We start from the raw sequence: 26,481 nt of genomic DNA, 5'->3' as shown, positions 1-26,481 counted from the left end.
ATGAAAAGAAAAAGTGTATACACGTGTCTGGTTATGCTGTTTATGTCGTTGGCTCTTCAGGCTAAAGACAAAGACGTAGCTGTTGCGGAAGCATTATTGAAACGTTTGCTGCCGTCATACATCGAGAGTTTTCAATTTCAAAAGTTGAAAGGAGAGAAAGACTGTTTTACGATAGAGTCTGTAAAAGATAAAATTGTAATCGGTGGAAACAACGCCAATTCAATGGCGATGGGACTGAACCATTATTTAAAATATTACTGTCTCACTACCGTGTCATGGTATGCGGATATAGCCGTTGAAATTCCTGAAGAATTGCCAATGGTTGGTGAGAAGGTCGTTTCGGAAGCGCGAGTGGATACTCGCTTTTTCCTGAATTACTGCACGTATGGTTACACGATGCCTTGGTGGCAATGGAGAGAATGGGAGCGCTTTATTGACTGGATGGCCCTTAATGGTATAAATATGCCTTTGGCAATTACCGGACAGGAAGCCGTGTGGTATAAAGTCTGGTCGAAAATGGGAATGTCGGACATCGAAATACGCTCTTACTTCACGGGACCGCCGTATCTGCCCTGGCATCGGATGGCTAACATAGATCGCTGGAACGGTCCGTTGCCGATGGAATGGCTGGAACATCAGGTAAGCTTGCAGAAAAGAATACTCGCACGTGAGCGTGAATTGAATATGAAGCCTGTATTGCCAGCCTTTGCCGGACATGTACCTGCCGATTTAAAACGGCTCTATCCTGAGGCCGATATTCAACATTTGGGCAAATGGGCCGGCTTTGCTGATGCATACCGTTGTAATTTTCTGAACCCTGACGATGCTTTGTTTGCGAAAATTCAGAAGCTATTTCTTGATGAACAAAAAAAACTTTTCGGAACCGATCATATTTATGGTTTAGATCCTTTCAATGAGGTTGATCCGCCCAGTTTCGAACCCGAATATTTGCGTAAGATAGCATCGGATATGTACGCCACATTGACGGCTGCCGATCCCAAAGCCCAATGGATGCAAATGACGTGGATGTTTTATTTTGATAAAGATAAATGGACTTCCGGGCGGATGAAGGCTTTGTTGACGGGAGTGCCACAGAATAAAATGATATTACTTGACTATCATTGTGAAAATGTTGAATTATGGAAAAGAACAGAGCATTTTCATGATCAGCCCTATATTTGGTGTTATCTGGGCAATTTCGGGGGAAACACAACTTTGACAGGTAACGTCAAAGAGAGTGGCGCACGGCTTGAGAATGCTCTCATTAACGGTGGAGGCAACCTTAAAGGAATCGGCTCTACGCTGGAAGGATTGGATGTGATGCAGTTTCCCTACGAATACATTCTTGAGAAAGCATGGAACCTGAATGTAGATGATGATAAATGGATTGAATGTCTGGCTGACAGACATGTGGGATGCGTGTCGCAGCCTGTGCGCGATGCTTGGAAAATATTATTCAATGACATTTATGTACAGGTACCGCGCACATTGGGCACTTTACCCGGATATCGCCCTGCATTGAATAAGAATAGTGAAAAACGGACAAGTAATGTATATAGTAATGTTGAGCTATTAGAGGTTTGGAGAAAACTGAACGAAGCGCCTTCTGACCGGAGGGATGCTTTTCGCCTGGATTTGATTACTGTAGGCAGACAGGTGCTTGGAAACTACTTTCTTGACGTGAAAATGGAGTTTGACAGGATGGTTGAAGCTAAAGACTATCAGGCTTTGAAAGCTTGCGGCGAGAAAATGAAGGAGATATTGAATGATTTGGATAAACTGAATGCCTTTCATCCTTACTGTTCGTTGGATAAATGGATTGATGATGCGCGGAAGATGGGAGATTCTCCCCAATTGAAAGACTATTATGAAAAGAACGCTCGCAACTTGATTACTACTTGGGGGGGAAGCCTGAACGATTATGCCAGTCGTTCGTGGGCAGGATTGATAAGTGATTATTATGCAAAGCGCTGGGAGGTGTATATCAATACATTCACCAAAGCGGTCGGGAAAGGTGTAGAGGTGGATCAGAAGCAACTTGAAGATGAATTAAAAGAAATAGAAGAAGGTTGGGTAAATGCAACTGATCGGAAAGATACTCGAAAAGATGTTCATTCAACAACTGACGGATTATTATCATTCTCCACCTTTTTATTCAGCAAATATCAAAGACTGGTGAAATAAATAAGAGGCCTGTTTCATTTGTTGCTCGCGAATCATGCTATATCAGAAGGAATTAATATATTTGAAAATGAGGACTTGATATAATAAGCTTTTTATTTTCATATTTAAAATGATTAAGATGTCCCAGAAATACTCACAGGATGAAGCCCAAGCTTTGGTTAAGGCTCTGAAAGAGGGGAACCAGCTGGCATTTAGTATTGTATACAAGACGTATGCGGCGCAGACCTTTTCTTTGGCATTTAAATATTTGCTGAATAAAGAATTGGCTGAAGATGCTGTGCAGAACTTATTCTTAAAACTTTGGCTGAGAAAAGAAGAGATTGACGAAACAAAACCTATAAACAGATACCTTTTTACAATGTTGAAGAACGATCTGCTCAATACGCTGAGAGACTCAAAGAAAAATATCTATTTACTTGAGGATTGCCTTTCAATGGTTTTGGAATTGGAAGACAATTCTCAAAACGAAAACCTTAAACAAGAACAAATGAACATCATACAGCAAGCTCTTGAGCAACTTTCGCCACAACGTCGTAAAGTTTTTGAAATGAAAGTTTCGGGAAAATACTCCAATCAGGAAATTGCCGATAAACTTAATCTTTCGATCAATACAATTAAATTTCAATATAGCCAATCTTTGAAGCAGATTCGTGCGACAGTGGGAGAGCTTAGCTTGCTGTTGATTTATTGTATGATGTAGTGCTATCGCTTTTGGTTGATATGGAACGTTCTTTTGAATTAACACGGTTTAACGTAGTCTGTATAATACTTTTTTGTAACAGTGTGTATTACTAATAGATATTGAAATATGAAATCAAAAAAGAAACATACAAGTCAGGACTTTGAAATAGTTGACGGCATCGGGAAATATATGGATGACGACATTCAAAGGATAATAGAAGGCAAACAGCTCGAATTGGGCGACAGAGAATTGCCTCCTTTTGATGAATATCGCATTTATAAGAATATTCAGGAAGCCGTGATGCGGGAAGAAAAACGAAAGAACAGGAGAATAAGGATGCCATTGTTCTTTAAGTGGACGGTAGCTTGTGCAATTGTTTTGCTAGTGATAGGTGTAGGATATAATTTCTATCAAAGTCGTAGTGAGGCAAACCTTGTTTATCGGGAGGTCTGTGCTGTAAGGGGTGAGAAGCTACTCGTATTACTTCCTGATGGTAGCCGGGTGTGGTTAAATGCCGATTCTAAATTGACCTATCCGGAACAGTTTGCAAAATACAACAGGAATGTTACGCTGGAAGGAGAGGCTTATTTTGAGATAGCTGAAAACAAGAAATCACCTTTTCAGGTGTTTGCCGAGAATGTAAAAATACAGGTGACGGGAACGTGTTTCAATGTAAAAGCATATGCTTCGGATAAGGTAATTAAAACTACACTCGACAAAGGGAGTATAAATATCGGACATGTGAAAAGCCGTAGACCTATGCAACAAGTGCTTCCCGGACAAACTGCAGTTTATGAAAAAAGAAGCAATGTACTAAGGATAAAAACTGATAGATATCACGATGATGCTTCGAGTTGGAAGAGCAACCGGCTTATTTTCAGAAATGCGTCACTGAAAGAAGTGCTTACAACACTCTCGCGGCATTTTGATATAGAGATTACAGTTAAAAACGAAAAGATTGCTTCGTTTACGTACAACTTCGTTTGTAAAGGAAACGACTTGAACTATGTGTTGGAGGTGATGCAATCCATAACACCGGTTAGCTTTAAAAAAATATCAGAATATACATATACCATTGAATAAGTAAACTTAATCTAATAACAAAACCAAATTTATGAAAGCACTTTTAAAGCCCATTGTATGGGTATGCCTTTTCTTCTTTGCGTATCAAAGTACGTATGCGCAGGCTCTTAAAATAATGAGCTATAATTGCCGGATGTCCGGACAGATGACTGGTTACTCGGTGAAGGAGTATGCTGTATTTATCAGGAAATACAATCCGGATGTTGTAATGTTGCAAGAGATAGATTACAACACGAAAAGGAATAAAAATCAAGATTTCACCACTCAGCTGGCTGCGGAGTTGGGATTGTTTTCCGTCTTCGGGAAAGCGATGGATACTGGTGGTGGAGAATATGGAGTGGCCATACTCTCAAAATATCCTTTTGTTTATATCAATAACAAAACCTTTGAAGGTATAGACGGAGCCAAAGAACCCCGGACATTATTGTATGTAGATATTCAGGAACCGGGAACTTCAGACATAATCAGGATAGGAACGACTCACCTGGATCATTCGACGGACCTGATAAGGAGCGCGATGGCCGAACAGATTAATGAGCGGATTGGTACGGGAGATACCCCGACGTTGCTGGGGGGAGATTTTAATGCCAGGACCGACTCTAATGTGATTTGTGAAGTCATGAAGAACTGGCAGAGAATCTGCGATGATACGTTCACCTATCCGGCAGATCAGCCGACAATCAAGATTGATTATATATTCGGACTTCCACAGAATAAGTGGAAAGTGAAGTCGTTTAAAGTTTTATCTAATCCGGAAGTTTCTGACCACAGGGCTTTGTTTGCTGAAGTTGAATTTGTAAAATGAATGAAATATGAAATCAAACTATCTATATCTGCTATTTATATGTGTCATCTCTTGTCTGTTCGTTTCGTGTAGTGATGAGGATAACAAGGGAGAAGATATTCCGGAATGGAACCGGTTCAGAACAACTAACGTATTGGTTTATGCGCACTTGTCAGAGCAAAATTTATTTAGCTCTTGTAGTTATAAAGAGGTGGCGTCATCTATCAGAAACACGGTTCATGCAGTGGCATTGTTGGACAGGACGAACGCTGTCTATGGACAAACTGCAATCATAAATACGGGTACGGAGACTGCTAGAGAGAGTAAGAAAGTGCCGGTGTTTGTGCCTGTCAGCTATAGTAACGGAGAAAAAAAGATAATCGGTAGTACGGTTCTTTTTCCTTCTACTATTTCCGAAATGACACAATATGTAGTAAAAAACGATTGCAGATATCTTGAAACAAAAACAGAAGCAGTGAACGGAATAGATATGCTCTTCTGTTCTGTATCATTAAATAGTGAAGACCTGATAGCTCCGGCTGTCGACGTTTTCAAGAAAAAGGTAAACGAACAGACGGTTCTGGTAGGCACTGTTAAACGTGCGTTATTGCCTAATCTTGAGTCGGTAATTACTTCTAACTTAACTTCTGATACCTATTCTTTCGTAGAAGTGGAAAATAGAAATAGAGACTCCGAGTATTGTATATTTGTCCTGACTTCACACAAATGGGCTTTTAGGGGGGTAACCGAAACAAGTGTAAGCGGAGATTTACATTGTTTTCAATTACAAATCGAATCTTTAAAATAAAAAATGAACGGTCATGAAGCAATATATCAAAAATATAATGATCCTGATACTTGCCCTTCCATGGGGTTTGTTGTTGACAAATTGTAGTGATAGTGAGTCTGATTATTCGGACGACAACGCGTATCCGCCACCTACTGTAGAACTCACTTCTCCTTCCGAAATAGATGTGGTGGAGTATAACTCGACGGTGACTGTATCTGCCAGAAGTTTCTCTGCTGTGGGTATACATAGTATATATGCTACCTTGTTGAAGATGGATGAAAATGGAGAATATGAAGAGATAAACGCGACTGAACGTCAACGTTTAAAGATAGATACTCTGCAAACTGATATGACACTTGAATTTGACTTGAATGTCAAGGTCAATACGCGTGAAGCAGCCGGGATACTGGTAACATCAACGGACGTTTTGACAAAAACGGCACAAAAGGTAATACCTATTAAAAAGATAACTAAACTTCCATCCCAGATATTCACCGAACCATCAGATTTCCCTGTTTTAGTACCCGATGAAGAGGTTTCTCTGTCTGTAGTGATCCGTTCTGCTGTAGGTATTAAGTCTGTAAAGCATACGTTGTATAATAAGGTACTGGGTGAACTGAAGGAATATACAACTATTCCGGTATCAGGTAATCCGCTGGAAATGGAATTTATCCTGAAAACTGTCGTAGACAATAAAGATACCAATGGAATCAAGATCGTGGTGGAAGATATAGAAGGGTTGAAAGAGGAAAAGATTATCAATATCGAAGGTCTTGAGGGTGTTGACAATAACGTTGCGCTTGTTTTCAACGATATCGAAATGGCACCCGAATGGGAACATTCGGTAGAACCGGATCAACCTTATATTTTCTCCATAGAAGGAATAATGATACAAGGTGTGCAAAAGCATGTATTAAGCCTGAAGGAAATTAAAGGATATGGCTCAAAGGCAAACAGTGTAGACTTTGCTTTCATCAATATATGGAGAAATCCGGAGTTTGTAGCCGTTAAAAATAGAGGTTTCTCTTATGTCAGTGCATCAAGAATTATTGGAGGACCAGTGGGACGGCGTTATGATGTGGATAACTGGATCAAACCGGCAGGCGTTGTTACTAACAAAACGTTGTTTACTCTTATTCCAGATGATAAGGTTACTGACCTTGGTATTGATGTGATGATGGAGAACGCGGCTTCGGATGTTAATACTTTTGAAGCATTGAATGTGTTGCAAAGTATAGCTAAAGGAGGTACTGATATGTTAATGCAAAGGGTCAATGCGTCTGATGGATACCCGAATGATCCTTGTAGTTTGCAGATAAAGGACGGTACTTATATTGCCTTTGTTACTGCGGCAGGCAAATATGGTGTCATTCATGTTATTGAAGCCGCAAACGATACAGATGCGCTAGTTGCCGGAGGATGTAAAATAGCTACTCCTACAGGAGTGGTAGGAAGCCAGGGACCAGCCTATTCGGGAGCTGGTATAACCGGACTCACCTATGATGGTGTGGCATTACTTTACGGGCGCACATGCAAGTTGAAAATTGTGGTTCAAAAGTAACGTTGTTATAATTTGAGGAATAAAGATATATATTTATGTGAAAAAAGGATAGAACGATTCAAAATTTGAGATATCTCCTCAATATTGACTATATTGGAGGTTGTCCTAAAGACTTGATCTGATAAAATCACCTTTGCTACAACATATTGTAGTAAGGGTGATTTTTCTTTTAGGGACTTTTCGGGCAATCTCTAAGTAGATTATCATCCTTGGTTAAATCAGAAAAAGAGGTTCGTTTATCTACATTATAAAAAAATATCAGATGTTTTTCAGGGTAATTCAAAAGCTACGGGTCTATTTAATAAAAGAGTTTATAAAACATAACTGATATGGAAGACATTTATATTATCATAACCAAATATTTATCGGGAACAGCTTCATTGCAGGAGGAGAAACAACTCGTGAAATGGCGGAATGCCGATATTGGACATGAACAAGAGTTTCAGGAGTTATGTGAAAGTTGGCAAATCGCTCATGCAGATTTGAATACGGTGATTCCTGATAAAGAACAGGTATGGGGAAAAATTATGGATAACCTGCGTTTGGCAAAACCTGTAAAGATGTATACTCGCCGTTTATTATATCGTACTGTAGGTGTTGCAGCTATATTAGCATTAGTGCTGGGATTTTCACTTTCTACACTTTTCCCAAAAGAAGAGGAAGAGGTAAAATTGGTTTCATTTACAGCTCCTGTTGGTCAAAAGGCGGAGGTTAGTCTGCCGGATGGTACCAAGGTTTGGTTGAATTCAGGTTCCACATTAAGCTATTCGACGGATTATGCGAAAGATCGCCGTTCTGTAAAATTGAATGGACAAGCTTTTTTTGATGTAGTACGAGACAGTGAAAAACTATTTGATGTTTCGGTTGGTGATGTAAAAGTGTTGGTTCATGGTACTGCATTCGATATTAATGGATATGGAGACAACTCCGAATTGGAAGTTGTATTGCTTCGAGGGCATGTGACGGTTGTTTCAGCTGCAACGGACAAATTGCTGGCAGATATGAAACCCAATCAAAAAGCTATCATCCCCATGCAAGGGGTAGAGAAATGTAAGTTGGCGGCTTGTGATGCTGAAATAGAGTCTGTGTGGCGTTTGGGTAAATTGAAAATAGAGAATGAAAGTTTAACGGATGTAGTCAGGAAAATGGAAAGGTGGTACGGTGTGAAAATTCAATTACATAATGTGCAGGAGAATAAACGATACTGGATGACAATTAAAACAGAATCTCTACGAGAGATGCTTGAGATAGTTAACCGGGTGACTCCAATTGCATACACTATTAATGGGGAGGAGGTGCGCATAACCGGAAGAAAGTAGTCGAAGAATAGAAAGGACGCAGAAGAGTGCCATCTTCCACGTCCTAAGAGCAAAACCTGCGTGTGTATGTTGTCCGTAAAACGGATAGCACAGGTATAGCCTTGCTTTACGCAGACAAAGGTAATAATTAATTCCTTTATTTAACCTTAAATGAGTTTACAATGTTAAAGCTGAAACAAATATTATGTAGCATTCTTGTTTTGGTCAGCCTGCTTTCTTGTCCTTCTTTATGGGCACAAAAAAACAGTAAAGTCAATATTGCTGCCAAACAGATAACTTTGAAGAATCTGATACAAGAAGTTGAGAAACAGACAGATTATACTTTTGTATTTGACAATTCCATCCCTCTGTCACGTGTTGTTTCCTTGAAAGGAGGTTCCCAATATCTTTCCGATATATTGAAACAGGCTTTTGATAAAAGTGATATTTTATATGAAATAGTAGGGAAACAGATTGTTTTACAAAAGATTCAGACAAAAACCAGCCGGATTGTCTCGGGAGTGGTGAAAGATGAACAGGGAGAAGCTGTCATCGGTGCAAGCGTATTGGTAAAAGGTACTACTAACGGTACAGTTACTGATTTTAATGGGAAATTTGAACTGCAGAACATTCCTGAAAATGCGACCATTGATGTGACATTTATTGGATATGTGTCGCAAAGTAAAAAAGTGACAGGAGGAACACGTTCGCTGAATTTCATCCTTGAAGAGGATACGGAGACGCTGGACGAAGTGGTTGTGGTAGGCTATGGCGTACAGCGTAAACGGGATCTTTCCGGTTCTATAGCTTCCGTTAAAGGTGATATTATTACTGAATATGCTAATACTTCCGTTGCATCAGCCTTACAGGGCCGTGTGTCGGGGGTACAGATTCAGCAGACAAATGGTCAACCGGGAGCCGGAATACAGGTAAGAGTGCGCGGTTCCAATTCGATCCGGGGAGATAATGAACCGCTTTGGATTATTAATGGTTTTCCCGGAGATATCAATATGATTAATACCGCCGATATTGAATCGGTTGAAGTGATGAAAGATGCGTCCGCAACAGCTATTTATGGATCACGCGGAGCTAATGGAGTTATTCTGATTACAACTAAACAAGCCAAAGAAGGTAAGATTACAGTAGAATATAATGCAAGTTTCGGTGTACAGAGTCTGGCTAAGGAACTTGATTTATTGGATGCGTGGGAGTATATGAACTATCTGAATGAAAAGGCAGCTATCAATAACCAGCCCACGATATATACCGATGAAGAAATCAAATCGACTCTGCATAGTACCAACTGGCAACGGGAATTGTTTCGTAATGCACTTGTTACCGACCACTCCATTAATATTTCGGGTGGTACGGAGAAAGTTCAGGGTACGTTAGGGGCCAGTTATTTCGATCAGCAGGGAATTGTGAAAGAGAGCGGATATAAACGTATGTCTATTCGTTCCAGCTTGAATTATCATATCTCGAAATATGTAACAGTTTCGAGTAATTTGATTTTTAGCCGTTCGAATCATAACCAGATGAACTCGCAGGGAGGTAGTCGTGGAACATCTGTTATTGGTTCTACACTAATCTTGCCGCCTACGGCAACCCCTCATTATGACGACGGAACCTGGAATGACTTTCAAACGCAGCCGATTGCGCCGGTAAATCCGTTGGCGTATGTGAATGAAGTGGATAATAAATGGTATGCCAACCGTATTATGGCAAATGCTTCTTTGACTATAAAGCCGATTGACGGATTGACAATTCAACTGTCTGCCAATGTTAATAATAACCAAAACCGCAAAGATTATTATAAGTCATTGTTGTATCCTAATTCGCAAGGAGCAGCTTCCATTACATTCGGAGAAACGGTCGACATAACGAGTAATAACATCATAACCTATAACAAGACTTTTTTGAAGAAACATCATTTAAGTGTTATGGGTGGTTTTACTTATGAACAAAGTACCTCGAAGACAGCGGGCACAGGGACGGCCGAAGGCTTTTTAAGTGATGTGACGGAGAGCTACGATATGGATGCGGCTGCTGTCAAGGGTTTACCGACATCCGGTTATTCAAACTGGCGTTTGTTTTCATTTTTGGGACGTGTCAATTATAACTATGCTGATCGTTATCTGCTGACAGCCAGTCTTCGTGCCGACGGTTCGTCTCGCTATAGTAAAGGTAACAAATGGGGATATTTCCCGTCGGCAGCAGTTGCCTGGCGACTTTCGCAAGAGTCTTTTCTGCGTGATGTGGAGTGGCTTTCGGACTTGAAGTTGCGTATGAGTTATGGGGTGACCGGAAGTACTGCCATTTCACCATATTCTACCCAGAATACACTGCGAACGGAAAATGTTGTATTTGATAAAAATACGGTCGTGGCTTATGTTCCGTCCGATACCTACACTGGTGATTTGAAATGGGAAACTACTTCGCAGTTTAATATGGGGATTGATCTTGCCTTATTTAATAACCGGTTGCGTATGACTGCCGATTATTACCGGAAGAAAACTACCGATTTGCTGAATAATGTGGAGATGCCCCGTTCAAGTGGATATACTACCGCTTTGCGTAATATAGGTTCGATTCGTAACTCGGGGTTTGAACTGCAGCTTGACGGACGGATTATCGATCGTACCGTGAAATGGGATTTAGGTGTCAATTTCTCGCTCAATCGGAGTAAAGTGTTAGTCCTTTCAGAAGATAAGGATATTTTTGGAGGTGAACTGGATAACACCATTTTGAAAGATCAGCTTAATCTGATGCGCGTCGGTGAACCGATGTATGTTTTCTATGGATATGTTGAAGATGGATATGACGAGAATGGTCATATTGTGTATAAGAATATGGATGACGACCCTGCTATTACGGCGGCAGATAAGACCATAATAGGTGATCCTAATCCCGATTTTCTGGTGAATTTAACGACTTCCGTCAGTTATAAAGGCTTTACGCTAAGTGCCTTTTTGCAAAGTTCAATAGGTAATGATATATATTCGCTTAGTATGGCTGCCCAAGCTTATGATTATGGATATAATGGTAATACGTTGCGTGAGGTATATTATAATCACTGGACGCCTGAAAACCCTACCGCAAAATATCCTAATTTGGATCAGACTTCTTATAAAATGTCCGATCGCTTTGTTTATGACGGAAGTTTCGTGAGATTGAAAAATTTAGAGTTAGCTTACGACGTGCCTTGCGCCCGTAGTAAATTCATCAAACGTGCCCGTGTCTATGTGAGTGCCCAAAACCTATTTACTATTACGAGCTATCCTTTCTGGGATCCGGATATTAATGCCAATGGCGGCGGAAGCTCGATGATTCAGGGGGTAGATTCGTATTGTTATCCCAGTGCCCGTACTTATACACTTGGATGCCGACTCACTTTCTAACATGTAAAAACTGATGTCTTATGAAAAAATTATTGATATATATTGCCGCTTTTATTATGATATTGGCAATGAATACATCTTGTGAAGATATGGGCGCTTTGGAAGAGCGTCCGAAGAAAGTTGATGCGACGACTTTTATGGCAAATGCCGGAGAGGTAGAGAGTGTTATCAACTCCATTTATTTTCAGCTCCGTCGTGATGCGGGATTCAGTCGTTATCTGATTGTTCTGGAAGAGGGATTGGCAGATTACTGTATAGGAAGAGGTAACTATGCGACAGCTTATGACACAGGACTCACTAGTGGCGGAGTTGGCTTCTCTAAAGATAGCTGGGCTGTGTTGTATCGTGCCATCCGTTTTGCAAATAATATTCTTGATGGCATAGGTAACGCTACGCTCTCCCAACAGGAATATAACAATCTTACCGGAGAAACACGTTTCCTGCGTGCATTTGCCTATTCGTGGCTGGCACGGAACTGGGGAGCCGTACCTTTCTTCGACGAGCGGAATATGAATGATTTTAATAAGCCTCGTACCCCTGAAGCTGATATCTGGAAATTTGTGATTGATGAAGCTGATTATGCAGTGGCAAATCTACCGGAAGTGGCCAAGGCTGCCGGACGTCCTTCGCGTTATGCTGCATTGGCTTTGAAAACAGAAGCTTGCCTCTATGCCGGTCGTTACGAAGAAGCTGCAGAAGCGGCTGGTCTGATTATCTCGTCCAAGCGTTATTCGCTGGTTGAAGTTGGTAAGGCTGATGATTTCATTGATCTTTACGGTCATACAGCCAATGCCACTTCCGAAGAGATTTTTTATATGAAGTACAATCGTGATAGTGGGTCGACAATAGGTTACATGTATCTCTGTAAACCGAATCCTTTTATGAATATGGGGGCTGTAGGAATCTATACCGACTATCAGAAAAATAAATTTATTCAAAACTGGGATCAGAATGATTTACGATATCAGTTTGGATTATATAAGCAGACACAGAACGGAACATTAAATGCGTTGACCAAAACAGGTATGATCTGCTCGAAATTCAGAGACCCGGAGTGGACAGGAAACAGTGCAACTCCCAATGACAACCCTGTGTATCGCTATGCTGATATTTTGCTTTATTATGCAGAAGCTGTTTGCCGTTGGAAGGGGGCTCCCACTGACGATGCCATGGAAAAGCTGAATATGGTGCGGAGACGTGCTTACGGGCAGAAGCCGGCACAGGCTTCTCCTTCAGACTTCAAACTGGCCGATTATGCAAGTAAAGATGCTTTTCTTGCGTTGGTATTGCAGGAACGCGGTTATGAAACGATTTTTGAAGGTAAACGCTATAATGATCTGAAACGTTGTGGAAAACTAGCCGAAGCAGCTTTGGCAGCCGGGCGTATTTCGTCCCTGTCGGAAGTAGGAGATGCGGCTTATTGGTGGCCCATTCCGACAGATGAATTTAATTATAATATGGCATTAGACCCGACGAAGGATCAGAATCCCGGTTATTAACAACTTATTAACTTGATATCTTATGAATAGATTAAATATATTAATTGCAACAATCTTTTTCTTATTGGCAACGACTGGTTGTGCGCAGCAGGTTGAAAGATGGTCGACAGAAAAAGCAAACGCATGGTACGCATCGCAAAAGTGGCCGGTAGGCATTAATTACGTCACTGCTACGGCCATCAATCAATTTGAGATGTGGCAAAAAGAAACTTTCGATCCGAAGACCATAGAACTGGAACTGGGGCGTGCAGAGGAACTCGGATTCAATACGGTACGTATATTCCTGCATGATATGGTATGGGAAGCGGATCCTGATGGGTTTAAACAACGGTTGGATGCATTCTTGGGCATCTGTCAGAAACATGGAATGCAGGCTATTGTCACTTTCTTTACGAATGGCGGGCGTTTTGAAAATCCTAAATTAGGTGTACAGCCAGCTTCCGTACAAGGTGTTCACAACTCTCAATGGATACAGAGTCCTGGAGCGCCGTCTGTCAATGATCCTTCAACATATCCACGTTTGGAACGCTACGTCAAGGATGTGATGAGTACATTTAAAGCAGATGATCGTATCTTATTGTGGTGCCTGTATAATGAACCGGAAAATTTTAAACAGAAAGCACGTAGTATGCCATTGTTGCGCGAAGTATTTCGTTGGGCGCGTGAGGTGAATCCTTCACAACCACTTTCATCTCCGATTTGGATTTACCCCGGTGGACACGGTACACGAAGCAACCTGCCCATTATCAGTTTTTTAGGCGAAAACTGTGACGTTATGACCTTCCATTGTTATTATGGTCCTGAAGAGATGGAAAAATTTATTGCTTTTATGAAACAGTTTGACCGTCCTGTGATTTGCCAAGAGTATATGGGACGTCCCCGTTCAACTTTTGAAGAGATTATGCCGATTCTTAAACGTGAGAAGGTAGGTGCTATCAGTTGGGGATTGACAGCCGGTAAATGTAATTTCCATTTGCAGTGGTCAAGCAAGGCTGGTGATCCGGAACCTGCAGTGTGGTTTCATGATATATTTCGTTTGGATGGCACACCTTATAGTCAACATGAAGTTGATTTTATCAAAAGTATGACTTCAAGCGGATCGTTAACGGATTGAATAATAAAAGAACGAATATGATGAAAAAACTAAATACTCATAAATACCTTTTGGTAACAGCGATGGGACTTCTTGTCGCTTGTACGTCTTATACTTCAACAGATGAGTGGCCTAATCCACGTCCGAATTCAAATCCTGGTCCGGAACCGGTCACAGGAGAAATAACTTCTATCCAGTCACTCAATAAGAGTGAAAATACAGCTATAAATTCTCATGCGGACGAATGGGAAAACAGTTCTCTCGAACTGGATTATCGACGGTTGCTGACTTTGGAAAGTCCGGCACTCTCGGCTGTGAACGCTCTTTATCCCCGTATCAAGAAACTGGGCGACGGGTCTTATTTGCTATTATACCAACAAGGGCCGCAGGCTTGGAATGTCTATTATGCTTTGAGTACTAACCTGATTACATGGCAGAATGCATCCACTCCTTTGTTCCAGAGTGAAAGCGCCCAGCAAAGCTCGGGGGCCAGTGATACTCGCTGTTTCTCATCATGTGATGCAGTGGTTTTGGCAAATAAAGATATTTTGGCATTTGCCTCCTTCCGCTTGAACCAAGGATACAGGTTCGATCCGCAGAGTAATGGTATTATGATGAGGCGCTCTTCTGATAACGGACGTTCTTGGTCAACTGCCCAAATTATTTATCAGGGGACGACTTGGGAGCCTTATGCATTGCAACTACGTTCGGGTGAAATACAGTTGTATTTTACTGATAGTGAGCCTCTCACTGGGGACTCAGGAACTGCTATGCTGCGTTCTATGGATAATGGGCGGACATGGACTACTGTCGGAAAGGTGATTCGTCAAAAGACCGGATTGGCTATAGATGGTTCGGGTAAGCAAATTTATTCCGATCAGATGCCTTCTGCTCGCGAATTGAACAATTCAACGAAGATTGCGGTGGCTACAGAAACACGTTTCAGGGATGAAGGAGATGTTTATCATATTTCAATGGCGTGGAATTCAGACAATTGGGCTTCGGCTCCATTGACTGGGGATGAAGTAGGTCCTTCGGACCGTAAACTCAATTTTGTGCAAAAGGCTGCAGCGCCTTATCTGGCGCAATTTCCTTCCGGAGAGACTGTTTTGTCGTACAATGCTTCTTCTCTTTTTACCATGCAAGTGGGTAATACGGAGGCTTCACAATGGGGAGAAATTTATCAGCCGTTCAGTGGAAAAGGATATTGGGGAGCAACGGAAATTATTGATCCGCATACGTTGGTGGCTGCTATGCCCGCTACTTTTGTCAATAGCGAGAATAAAAATGCTGCCCGTATTCAGATTGGACAGTTTGTCCTGAATCACCGGATCAATGCTGTCGAAATGACACCGGTGATAGATGCTGATAATTCGGATTGGAGTGCGGTTAGTGATGCATTATTTATTGGTAGTGTGTCCACTACACAAGCTGTGTTCCGTTTCGCGTATGATGCAGAGAATGTATATTGTCTGGTGGAACGTCTCGATAAAGATCTGACCACAGAGGATAATATGGAACTAGTTTTCCAAGGCGGAGATGCCACCGGTACGCCTCTTAAAATTTCACTTATTCCGGATGCTGTTCAGCATACGATTAAATGCAGCCTTTCTTCGGTAATTTGTAAAACCGCAGTTTATGGAACTTTTGGTGATACGGCAGCTGATAAGGGATATATAGCTGAGATTGCTATTCCGCGGACTTTGCTCCGAGTGGTAGCCGACCGTCTGATGTTTAATGCTACGTTATACGATCAGAATGGCAGCGATACTTTCAGCGGACTGACTGCTACGAATTATGAAAAATGGTTGCCGGTTGTTCTAAAGGCAGCTACAGATCCTGAACCTCTACCAGGAGAAGGAGATACCGGTACAGGACCGTCCTGGAATAATGACGATACGGAAGGTACATGGAAATAATGATAACATTTTAAATTTGTGAGACCATGAAAAAAAATAAAATCCAGATTCTTTTGGTGGTTAGTTTATCATTAGGTAGTTGCATACAAACTGATGATGAGGCGTTTTCCCCAGAACCAATTATAAACGGAGGAGGGAAATCCATTACGGCAATTTGTTCCGTTGCCACCACAACACGCACATCGCTCAATGCATCAATGAATGTGGTTTGGAATCAAAATGATGAAATACGGTTATTCGGAGCTTCAACACCCAATGGTACTGTTTATGCTACTGTAGCTAATGGAGTTCGTACAGCTGTTTTTGATCCGGTAGACGATTCTGTGGATGATGCAGCCCGATATGCCGTTTATCCGGCGTCAGCTGCGTCAAGCAGTCAACTTGAAGGTACGACACTTGCTGTTGACTTTTCGGCACTTGCCGGACAGAAATGGATGGGTGCGTTCAATGCTGACAGTGAAATCTCATCTTTGCCGATGGTAGCAGCCTCTGATGGTGAAGCCTTTTCTTTTAAGAATCTGTGTGGCGGAGTACGGTTACAACTAAATGATTATCAAATGATGGGGATTAGCATTAAGTCTGTAGCTGTACATGGTAATGACGGAGAACTACTGGCCGATATAGCTGATGTCAATGTAGCGGATGGAATCGTATCACTTCGGAAGTCTTCCACTTCTTCTGCTGCGACTGCTGCATTGATTACTTGTGATACAAGCGTACCTCTTTCCGCAGATAATACCCCCTCGGGCCATACAGACTTTGTTTTATTTCTTCCTGCAGTAAATTATACCAAAGGGCTGACTTTTGTCATAACTGATGCTGCCGGACGGATTTACGAACAAGTGACTCCGGGGGCGTTCGCTATTGAAGCCGGAGTTGTCAAACCAATGAAGTTATTGCCTGTGACGTTGTATTATGGTAAGGCAAATTGTTATTGTACAGCATCTGCCGGAATGCTTGAAATAGATGTCACACCTTATTATTCGTTGGCAGGAGATTATACCTATGAAAATCGTCCAAGAGTGAATGTCGCTGGGGAAGTAGTAGATAAAGCTGTATCTGCAACTGTTGTGTGGACACAAACTAATTCGTCTTCATCGGGAAATGTCCTTTCTGCTGTTCCTACATTGGAAGGAACGATTTTGAGAGTTCCCGTAAGTGGCGTGAAAGGGAATGCACTTGTGGCTATTCAGGATGCATCGGGCAAGAACTTATGGTCCTTCCATGTTTGGGTGAGTGAAGTCTCGGATCTTACCTATATGAATGAGGAACGCGGAACGTTCAAAATGATGGATCGTAATTTGGGTGCAACTTCTGTTACGCCTAAAGACCAGAATGCTTATGGAACATGGTATCAATGGGGGCGAAAAGATCCGTTCCCGCGTCCGCTTGATATTGTCCGTTCGAGTGCGACGACTGTGGATAATAAGGAATTGACTGCCAATGCAATCACTTCTGCAGAAGTGGGAACTGTGAGTTATACCATATCCAATCCTGATATAAGAATCTTCTCTGCAAATGATTGGCACAACGAATGGCGGAATAATGGACTGTGGGGAAACTCTGATGGTTTGACTAAGAATGTAAAGACTGTGTATGACCCCTGTCCGGAAGGCTATTGTGTACCTGATCAGAACTGTTATCAGGGATTTACCTTTACTTCAAAGACGGAATGTGACACTAATTACGGTCATCTGTTTGTGATTGATGGGGTACAAACTTCTTACTTTCCGACAGGAGGCTATCTGGATAAGGGGGCTAATAAAATTGCTTATCAGGAATATCGGGGGTATCAGTGGACCAGTAACCCCGGAACAACAGGAGCTTATTACTTCTATTATAATAATGCAAATCTTAATTTTACAGGTATGGACCGTGCTTCGGCAGCATCTGTCCGCTGCGTCAGGATGGAGTAAAATGAAAGATATTTTTTAATCATAATAATACATGCACTTATGAAATATTTCAATATTTTGTTTTTGATTTTGTTTCTCACTACAAGCGCAAAAGCGCAATCGGTCAAGGTGTCTGTAAGCAAGGTCACTATTCCGACATACACAGAGCCGGAACGTGAAGAACTGCCGATGTTTGCCGAGAATCGGGTACACCAGCGTTCGAGCGGCAATCCTTATCCTAATAAAATTGTTCTGAAAGTGAATCGGGAACAAAAAGTGGATAAAGAGTATACGCTTATCAAATTAGAGAATGAATATTTGGAACTACAAATATTGCCGGAAATTGGAGGAAAGATATATGCAGCCAAAGATAAAACGAATGGATATGATTTTTTCTATAAGAACCATGTCATAAAACCTGCTCTTATCGGTGCATTGGGTTCGTGGATTTCGGGTGGACTGGAGTTTAACTGGCCTTTTCATCATCGAGCTTCGTCTTTTATGCCTACTGATTATGAGATAGAAAAATTGCCGGACGGGGGAGTGATCGTTTGGGTTTCGGAACATGATCCGACAGACCGTATGAAAGGTATGGTTGGTATTGTGCTTAATCCTGGTGAGTCTATCTTTGAAACGAGAGTCAAGTTGTCGAATATCACACCGTTAAGACATTCGTTTTTATGGTGGGAGAATGTGGCCGTACCTTCAAATAAGAATTATGAAATATTTTTTCCGCATGATGTAAGCCATGTCTTTTTCCATTACAAACGTTCGGTTACTACTTATCCGGTTGCAACGAATGCGGCAGGAATATTTAACGGTATTCGTTATGACGGTGCAGTTGATATAAGCAAACATAAGAATACGATTCAGCCTACCTCTTATTTTAGTGCGGCATCACAGTATGATTTCTTTGGCGGTTATGATACGGGCAGAAAATGTGGGGTTGTACACATCGGAGATCATCACGTATCACCCGGTAAGAAGATGTTCACGTGGGCTTACAATCAGTTGTCCCAGTCTTGGGAAAATGCTCTCACAGATACAGATGGAGCCTATTGTGAGTTAATGGCAGGCAGCTATTCTGACAATCAGCCGGATTTTACATGGCTTGAACCGATGGAGACTAAAACCTTCTCGCAATATTGGTTCCCAATCGGAGAAATCGGGGTTCCGGATTTTGCGAACACGACAGGAGCTATATATGTCAAGGATGCGATTAAAGTGCAACTGAATAAGACTCGTAATGTGAAGATTACGGTCAAAGGTGATAATCAGATTTTGTATTCAGGAAAAGCTACGATCAAAGCTAGAGAAGAATATATATTGCCTGCGGATGTAAAAATGAAGTTGGGGTATTCAATAGACGTTGATGCTAATGACGGAACTGTTTTAATGTCTTATACAGTGAAGAAACATGATACTTTCAATATCCCTCATACAACGCAGGATATGCCGAATATCAAGAAGGTGGAAAGTCCGCATTTATTGTATCTTGAAGGTTTGCATGTGGATCAATATCGTGATCCGGCCACTAAGGGAGAGAGCTATTACAAAGAAGCTCTTGAGCGTGATCCTAATTTTGCTCCTGCATTGATCGCTTTAGGAGAGGCTAAATTACGCAATGCTTTTTATAGTGAAGCCTTGGACTATTTTTTGAGGGCGGAAAAAGTGTTGACACAGTTCAATACACGTCTTGAAAATGGGAAACTATACTATTTGTTAGGACATGTTTATTTAGCATTCGATGAACAGGAGAAGGCTTATGATTATTTCCAAAAAGCGGCATGGAGCAGTGCTTATGTTTCTTCTGCCATGACTTATGTCGCTATGCTTGATATTCGTAAACAAGAATATGACAAGGCTGTCCGGCATCTTAATACTGCCATTGCTTATCATAAAGATAATGTTGTTGCCAATGCGTTGATGATATATGCTTTTTATTTACAAGGAGATAAAAAGGCATCTGAACGTCAATTTCTGTCTGTAGAAGCGAATGATAAACTTAATCATTTGGCACGTTATTTCGGGGTGTTGACTGGTAAAATCAGTGCCCGGGATTTTATGGAGAAAATACGAACGGATAAGAATCAGGTGTGTCTCGATTTGATGGAAACTTTGCTGGTCGCTGATTTGAAAAAAGAGGCTGTTTCCCTGATAGAAATGCTACAAGCACAGGAACCTCTTGTTTTTAGTTTGTCTGCTATATACGCGGATATAAAAGGTGGCTCTCCGGATGATTTGGCAACGGAAGGAATCGCTTTCCCCAGTCGGCGGATTGAAATGAAAAGTTTATCTCATTGGGCGAAACAAGGTAATCAGAATGCTAAATTCCTGTTGGGATGTGCCCTTTATGCTAAAGGACATTATGAAAATGCTGTCACTCTTTGGGAAAGCTTGTCCGGTAATGATTATCGTGCCGCACGAAATCTGGCTGTCGCTTATTATTCACACATGAATCGTAAAAGTGAAGTATTGCCGTTATTGAAGCGGGCATTATCGTTGAAGCCGGATGATGAACAACTGATTTTTGAAACAGTTTATGTGATGGGTAAGCTAGGAGTCGCACCAGTTGAACGTATTTCTTTCCTTAATAATCATAAGGCTGTAATCAGTCGCGATGATATTATGCTTGAGTGGGCGCGAGCTTATAATATGGCAGGACAGGAGGATAAAGCAATAGAACTTCTTTGTGGGCGTAACTTTGTTCCGGCTGAAGGCGGAGAACATGCCGTAGCTGAACAGTATATGTTTGCTTATTTCCTGAAAGGGCGTCGATTAATGAAAGAAAATAAGATGAAAGAAGCGGCTGATTGTTTTAAGACTGCGCAGACTTTACCTCAAAATTTGGGAGCAGGTTTATGGAATATCGTTAGACTGGTTCCATTTAAATATTATGAAGCAATCTGCCTAAAATCTTTGGGACAAGAAGATAAAGCCAAAGAGAATTTTGATTTTATAACGGGTATTGAGATTGACTATTTTAGTAATATGAACTTGCCGGAACTGCCTTTTTATCAAGCGCTTTGTTATCGTGAAGCGGGTATTTCCTTCAAAGGAGATATGCTTGTCAACTATAAATTGAAGGACTGGAAAGAAGGAATAAAGGCTGTTGATGCAGGTTATTTTGCCACTACTCCTTTTTTTATAAGTTACTGCGATCGTGCCGTGCAACAAAGATGTGCTTATTATAGTTATTTACTTGCTTTGGCTTATCGCTACATGGGTGATACAGAGCTGGCACAGAAATACATTGAGCAGGCAGCTGTAAGTGATCCTTATGCTCTGAATATTTTTTCAGAAAGACAATTTTGAATGATTGTGTAAAGCTTGTTTGGACGTGGAATCATACGGATTTGCAGTTAGAAGGAATCTGTATGATTCACGTCATTGCTAGCGTTTTTATTTATTGTAATGAATGTGATTTCGGTTTTTGTATTAGAAAGTGTTTTGAAAGTATGGTGCTCTTTATGAAAATGTATTCCGAAAGAAGATTATTTTTTGTAGATTTGTGAGACTGATAAACACAACTCCGGGAACAATGGATATTCAAGCCTTTCGAAATTATTATGATACGTATTATGAACAACTTTGTTGTTTTCTCAACTTCTATACGCATGATGTAGCTGTGATAGAAGATGTTATTCAGGAAGTATTTCTCAAACTATGGGAAAATAAAGATTGCATTGAAATTACTTATATCAAAACATACCTTTTCCGGGCTGCCAAAAATCGGGTATTAAATTATCTTCGTGATGAGGAAAATAGACATCAGTTATTAGAGAGTTGGTTTAACCAGCAGCTGGAAGAAAGGAGATATAAAGATTGTTTTGATATGGATGCTTTGGTAAAGGTGGTGAATCAGGCAATAGAACAGCTTCCGGAGAAATGTAGGGAGATATTTTCCTTGAGTCGGAAGGAGGGGCTTTCTTATAAGCAGATTGCCGAACGTCTCGGGATTTCTGTGAAAACAGTAGAAACACAAATAAGCATTGCGCTCAAACGAATAAGAGAGCTCTTATCTTCTTCTGCATTTGCATTTTTGTGGCTGTTTATTCGATAAAATATTTATTCTTTACTATTGAATGTCAGATGAATAGATTTTTTGCTTGTTTGTATTTAGCTGTGTTTGTTACTGCTTGTGCGGAATGTGAAGTCATTCCTGGAGTGAAAACTACATTTTATGGTATTACTCAAGATGGTGATACCGTTACTCAATATACCCTGACCAATGCTTCGGGGGCTCAATTCAAGGTCATTGACTATGGGTGTCGTGTGACGAATATTATGGTGCCGGACCGGGAAGGAAAAATGGCGGATGTAGTGCTTGGATATGAAAATCTTAAGGACTATGAGACTGGAGCCGAGCGGTTTTTCGGGGCTTTATTAGGACGTTATGCTAACCGTATTGCCGGCGGGGATTTTATGATTGATTCTGTTCGGTATCAACTTTCGTGCAATGAATCTCCAAACGGACATCCCGGACATTTGCACGGTGGTGTGAAGGGATTTGATCGTGTCATGTGGAAAGCGATACCTGTCAATTGTTCTGATACGTTTGGCATTGTTTTTACTCGTCGCAGTCCTGACGGAGAGGAGGGATATCCTGGTAATTTGGACTGTAAAGTCACTTATTACTGGACCCCGGATAATACTTGGCGTATAGAATATGAGGCAGTTACCGACCAGCCGACTATCGTTAATATGTCGCAACATTGCTATTTTAACCTTCAGGGGTATGACGGAGGTTCAGTTTTAAGTCATATCGTACAAATCAATGCGGATTCAGTCACGGTAAACACTCCGTGGTATGTGCCGGCTTCGGTTGAACCGGTAATAGGAGGGCCTTTGGATTTTCGTATTCCTCACAGTTTTGCAGAACGTGCCGACTTTCCTAATGAACACATGAAACTTATGGGTGGCTATTCGGCCAATTGGATACTTCGTGATTATAACGGAGATTTACATTATGCTGCAACTGTCACGGAACCTCAAAGTGGCCGTCAATTAGAAACTTACACTACAGAGCCCGGCTTGTTGATCTATACCGGTATCGGGCTTTCAGAAAAGATTGTGGCCAAAGGTGGTCCACAACAGAAATATGGTGGCCTGATATTGGAAACCATCCATCATCCGGACACGCCACATCATCCTGAATTTCCATCCTGTGTGTTGCGTCCTCATGAGAAATATTATTCCGTTACGGAATATAGATTTTCTGTGCAAAAGTAATTTAATGGAGTATACTACGGAATTACTTATCTTTTTCCGGGAAAACTCTGACTTCTATCAAAAAAAGTAATAATTTTGGCATTGATTTGTAGATTGCCTAAATTACGAAAGATAGAATGTTAGATTTAAAACAACTTACAGCTGATGTATGCCGGATTGCTACAGAGGTTGGACATTTTTTGAAAGAAGAACGAAAAAACTTCCGTCGTGAACGTGTGGTAGAAAAACATGCGCATGATTATGTGTCTTATGTGGATAAAGAATCTGAAGTGCGAGTGGTGAAAGCTCTTACTGCTTTACTGCCTGAAGCGGGATTCATCACAGAAGAAGGCTCTGCTACTTATCAGGATGAACCCTACTGCTGGGTGATTGACCCCTTGGATGGAACCACGAATTATATTCATGATGAGGCTCCTTATTGTGTGTCCATCGCCTTACGTAACCGTACCGAACTTCTTTTGGGGGTCGTTTATGAAGTTTGCCGGAATGAATGCTTCTATGCCTGGAAAGGCGGAAAAGCTTTTATGAATGGCGAAGAAATTCATGTGTCGAACGTTGAGGACATCAAAGATGCATTTGTCATTACAGAATTACCTTATAATCATCTGCAATATAAACAGACTGCTCTTCATCTTGTCGATCAACTTTATGGGGTAGTGGGAGGTATGCGCATGAATGGCTCGGCCGCTGCCGCAATCTGCTATGTGGCTATTGGGCGTTTTGATGCATGGATGGAAGCATTTCTCGGAAAATGGGATTATTCTGCAGCGGCACTGATTGTTCAGGAGGCGGGAGGAAAGGTTACTGACTTTTATGGCGAAGATCATTTCATAGAAGGACATCATATTATTGCAACGAACGGAGATCTTCATCCTTTCTTTCAGAAACTCCTGTCAGAAGTTCCTCCGTTGAATATGTAAGTGCCATTGCAACCTTAAAATCTCTATTATTATGAAACACACACTTCTTATAAAAGACTGGCTTAGTTCATTCTTGTCTTTGCTATTTCCTCGTTGCTGCGTTGTTTGCGGCCGACCGTTAGCAAAGGGTGAAGAATGTATCTGTACAGTATGTAATATCAATCTACCCCGTACTAATTATCATCTTCGGAAAGATAATCCGGTAGAACGGCTCTTCTGGGGACAAATTCCTTTGGAACGGGCTACATCTTTTTTCTTTTATGAGAAAGGAAGTGACTTCCGCTTGATTCTTCATCGGTTGAAATATGGCGGACAAAAGGAAATAGGCGCGATTATGGGGCGGTATATGGCTGCCGAACTTTTGTCTTCCAATTTTTTTCAGGGAATTGATGTGATAATCCCCATACCGCTTCATAAGAAAAAACAGCAAATCCGTGGTTATAATCAGAGTGAGTGGATTGCCCGTGGTATTGCTGCTGTAACAGGAATCCCTATTGATACAGATTCTATATTGCGTAAGAAAAATACGGAAACGCAAACGCGTAAATCGGTATTTGAACGTCGTGATAATGTGGAAGGTATCTTCGAACTTCAACATCCTGAAACACTTGCAGGGAAACACATACTGATAGTTGACGATGTGTTGACCACCGGTTCTACCACTCTGGCATGTGCTTCCTGTCTGGTAGATGTGGAAGATATACGGATTAGTATATTGACGTTGGCAACGGTGGAATAAATATGAAGGCAATGAATAAATAATAAAGAGGCTTTCAATATGATTCATGATCCCAGAATTCCGATATAATCCGAAAAACATTGGATCAGAAAAATAAAAAAGAGATAAATCTTCCGATTTACCTCTTTTTTTGCTCTTCCTCTTGGACTTGAACCAAGGACCCTCTGATTAACAGTCAGATGCTCTAACCGACTGAGCTAAGGAAGAATGTTTGCAATCAAGATTTTCAACTTTGCTCTTCCTCTTGGACTTGAACCAAGGACCCTCTGATTAACAGTCAGATGCTCTAACCGACTGAGCTAAGGAAGAATGTTTTTCTCAATTGCGATGCAAAAGTACTAGGTTTTTTTGAAATATGCAATATCTTTGCAAAAAAAATATTAGTAATGGACAAAATAATAGGATTAGGCAACGCCTTGGTAGACGTACTTGCAACCCTAAAGGATGATGCTCTCTTGAATGAAATGGGTTTACCCAAAGGAAGCATGCAACTTATCGATGATGCTAAGTTACAGCAGATTAACGCAAAATTCTCACAGATGAAAACCCATTTGGCGACAGGTGGATCGGCAGGAAATGCCATACTTGGCCTGGCTTGTTTGGGAGCCGCAACCGGGTTTATAGGAAAAGTAGGAAATGATCATTATGGAGATTTTTTTCGTGAAAATCTGCAGAAAAATAAGATTGAAGACAAATTATTGACCTCGGACCGGCTACCTTCCGGTGTGGCATCCACTTTTATCTCGCCGGATGGAGAGCGCACTTTTGGAACCTATTTGGGAGCAGCCGCTTCTTTGAGGGCGGAAGAACTGACGCTGGATATGTTTAAAGGTTACGCATACCTGTTTATAGAGGGCTACCTCGTTCAGGATCATGAAATGATTCTTCATGCCATTGAACTGGCAAAAGAAGCAGGTTTGCAGATTTGTCTCGATATGGCTAGTTATAATATTGTGGCCAATGATCTGGAGTTCTTCTCTTTATTAATAAACAAATATGTCGACATTGTCTTTGCGAACGAAGAAGAAGCAAAAGCCTTTACCGGTAAGGAGCCGGAGGAAGCTTTGAGAGTGATTGCCAAGAAATGCAGTATTGCTATTGTAAAAGTCGGGGCAAATGGTTCTTATATCCGCAAAGGGACAGAAGAAATAAAGGTTTCGGCCATTCCGGTTCAGAAAGTGGTGGATACTACCGGTGCAGGTGACTATTTTGCGTCCGGATTCTTATATGGATTGACCTGTGGATACTCGTTAGATAAATGTGCAAAAATAGGTTCTATTCTCTCGGGAAATGTTATTCAGGTAATCGGAACAACGATCCCACAGGAACGCTGGGATGAAATTAAGTTAAATATTAACAGGATTCTGGCAGAATAACAAAGGATTAAGCTACTTTTACGACTCA

At 41.2% G+C, this 26,481-nt stretch carries 18 protein-coding genes and 2 tRNA genes; 18 read left to right on the top strand and 2 right to left on the bottom strand.

Annotated elements, in window-relative coordinates; all coding sequences use genetic code 11:
- The 17 genes from GD631_RS03095 (at nt 1) to GD631_RS03015 (ending at nt 25,077) form a co-directional block, all read left to right on the top strand.
- A complete protein-coding gene (locus tag GD631_RS03095; protein WP_143259244.1) occupies nt 1-2,184 on the top strand; it encodes an alpha-N-acetylglucosaminidase in 2,184 nt (727 codons plus the stop codon).
- Nucleotides 2,185-2,302: 118 nt separating this feature from the next.
- The gene (locus tag GD631_RS03090; protein ID WP_143259243.1) at nt 2,303-2,884 is read left to right on the top strand and encodes an RNA polymerase sigma factor; all 582 of its coding nucleotides are present in this window, start codon (nt 2,303-2,305) and stop codon (nt 2,882-2,884) included.
- A 108-nt stretch (nt 2,885-2,992) separates the two neighbouring features.
- Nucleotides 2,993-3,949, top strand: a complete 957-nt coding sequence (locus GD631_RS03085; protein WP_143259242.1) for a FecR family protein — start codon at nt 2,993-2,995, stop codon at nt 3,947-3,949.
- Between the two features lie 31 nt (nt 3,950-3,980).
- The gene (locus tag GD631_RS03080; protein WP_143259241.1) at nt 3,981-4,754 is read left to right on the top strand and encodes an endonuclease/exonuclease/phosphatase family protein; all 774 of its coding nucleotides are present in this window, start codon (nt 3,981-3,983) and stop codon (nt 4,752-4,754) included.
- A 7-nt stretch (nt 4,755-4,761) separates the two neighbouring features.
- Entirely contained in the window at nt 4,762-5,541 is a 780-nt protein-coding gene (locus GD631_RS03075; protein WP_143259240.1) for a hypothetical protein, read from the top strand.
- A gap of 13 nt (nt 5,542-5,554) precedes the next feature.
- A complete protein-coding gene (locus tag GD631_RS03070; RefSeq protein WP_143259239.1) occupies nt 5,555-7,084 on the top strand; it encodes a hypothetical protein in 1,530 nt (509 codons plus the stop codon).
- A 329-nt stretch (nt 7,085-7,413) separates the two neighbouring features.
- Nucleotides 7,414-8,403 carry a FecR family protein gene (locus GD631_RS03065; RefSeq protein ID WP_143259238.1) on the top strand — a complete coding sequence of 330 codons (990 nt, stop codon included), beginning with the start codon at nt 7,414-7,416 and terminating at the stop codon, nt 8,401-8,403.
- A 161-nt stretch (nt 8,404-8,564) separates the two neighbouring features.
- The gene (locus GD631_RS03060) at nt 8,565-11,780 is read left to right on the top strand and encodes a SusC/RagA family TonB-linked outer membrane protein (protein WP_143259237.1); all 3,216 of its coding nucleotides are present in this window, start codon (nt 8,565-8,567) and stop codon (nt 11,778-11,780) included.
- Between the two features lie 20 nt (nt 11,781-11,800).
- A complete protein-coding gene (locus GD631_RS03055) occupies nt 11,801-13,279 on the top strand; it encodes a RagB/SusD family nutrient uptake outer membrane protein (protein WP_143259236.1) in 1,479 nt (492 codons plus the stop codon).
- A 22-nt stretch (nt 13,280-13,301) separates the two neighbouring features.
- On the top strand, nt 13,302-14,393 hold the full coding sequence (locus GD631_RS03050; protein ID WP_143259235.1) for a cellulase family glycosylhydrolase: 1,092 nt from the start codon (nt 13,302-13,304) through the stop codon (nt 14,391-14,393).
- Nucleotides 14,394-14,413: 20 nt separating this feature from the next.
- Nucleotides 14,414-16,291, top strand: a complete 1,878-nt coding sequence (locus tag GD631_RS03045; RefSeq protein WP_143259309.1) for a hypothetical protein — start codon at nt 14,414-14,416, stop codon at nt 16,289-16,291.
- Between the two features lie 26 nt (nt 16,292-16,317).
- Nucleotides 16,318-18,207: a fibrobacter succinogenes major paralogous domain-containing protein gene (locus GD631_RS03040; RefSeq protein WP_143259234.1), complete on the top strand. Its 1,890-nt coding sequence runs from the start codon at nt 16,318-16,320 to the stop codon at nt 18,205-18,207.
- A 39-nt stretch (nt 18,208-18,246) separates the two neighbouring features.
- Nucleotides 18,247-21,501 carry a DUF5107 domain-containing protein gene (locus GD631_RS03035; protein ID WP_143259233.1) on the top strand — a complete coding sequence of 1,085 codons (3,255 nt, stop codon included), beginning with the start codon at nt 18,247-18,249 and terminating at the stop codon, nt 21,499-21,501.
- A gap of 226 nt (nt 21,502-21,727) precedes the next feature.
- Nucleotides 21,728-22,249 carry an RNA polymerase sigma-70 factor gene (locus GD631_RS03030; protein WP_143259308.1) on the top strand — a complete coding sequence of 174 codons (522 nt, stop codon included), beginning with the start codon at nt 21,728-21,730 and terminating at the stop codon, nt 22,247-22,249.
- 29 nt (nt 22,250-22,278) lie between these two features.
- Nucleotides 22,279-23,418, top strand: coding sequence for an aldose epimerase family protein (locus tag GD631_RS03025; RefSeq protein ID WP_143259232.1), 1,140 nt, complete (start codon nt 22,279-22,281; stop codon nt 23,416-23,418).
- Between the two features lie 116 nt (nt 23,419-23,534).
- Nucleotides 23,535-24,338, top strand: a complete 804-nt coding sequence (locus GD631_RS03020) for an inositol monophosphatase family protein (protein WP_143259231.1) — start codon at nt 23,535-23,537, stop codon at nt 24,336-24,338.
- Nucleotides 24,339-24,369: 31 nt separating this feature from the next.
- Nucleotides 24,370-25,077 (top strand): ComF family protein, encoded by a 708-nt coding sequence (locus GD631_RS03015; protein WP_143259230.1) that lies wholly within the window; start codon nt 24,370-24,372, stop codon nt 25,075-25,077.
- A gap of 133 nt (nt 25,078-25,210) precedes the next feature.
- Here GD631_RS03015 and GD631_RS03010 read toward each other — a convergent pair.
- Nucleotides 25,211-25,284 (bottom strand) — tRNA-Asn (locus GD631_RS03010).
- Between the two features lie 28 nt (nt 25,285-25,312).
- Nucleotides 25,313-25,386: transfer RNA gene (locus GD631_RS03005), tRNA-Asn, on the bottom strand.
- Between the two features lie 77 nt (nt 25,387-25,463).
- Here GD631_RS03005 and GD631_RS03000 point away from each other — a divergent pair.
- Entirely contained in the window at nt 25,464-26,453 is a 990-nt protein-coding gene (locus tag GD631_RS03000; RefSeq protein WP_143259229.1) for an adenosine kinase, read from the top strand.
- The last annotated feature ends 28 nt before the right edge of the window (nt 26,454-26,481 follow it).

This window comes from Bacteroides luhongzhouii (assembly GCF_009193295.2).
Classification (GTDB): domain Bacteria; phylum Bacteroidota; class Bacteroidia; order Bacteroidales; family Bacteroidaceae; genus Bacteroides; species Bacteroides luhongzhouii.
The sequence above is the reverse complement of the archived record's forward strand: the minus strand, read 5'-3'. Positions and strand labels throughout refer to the sequence as shown.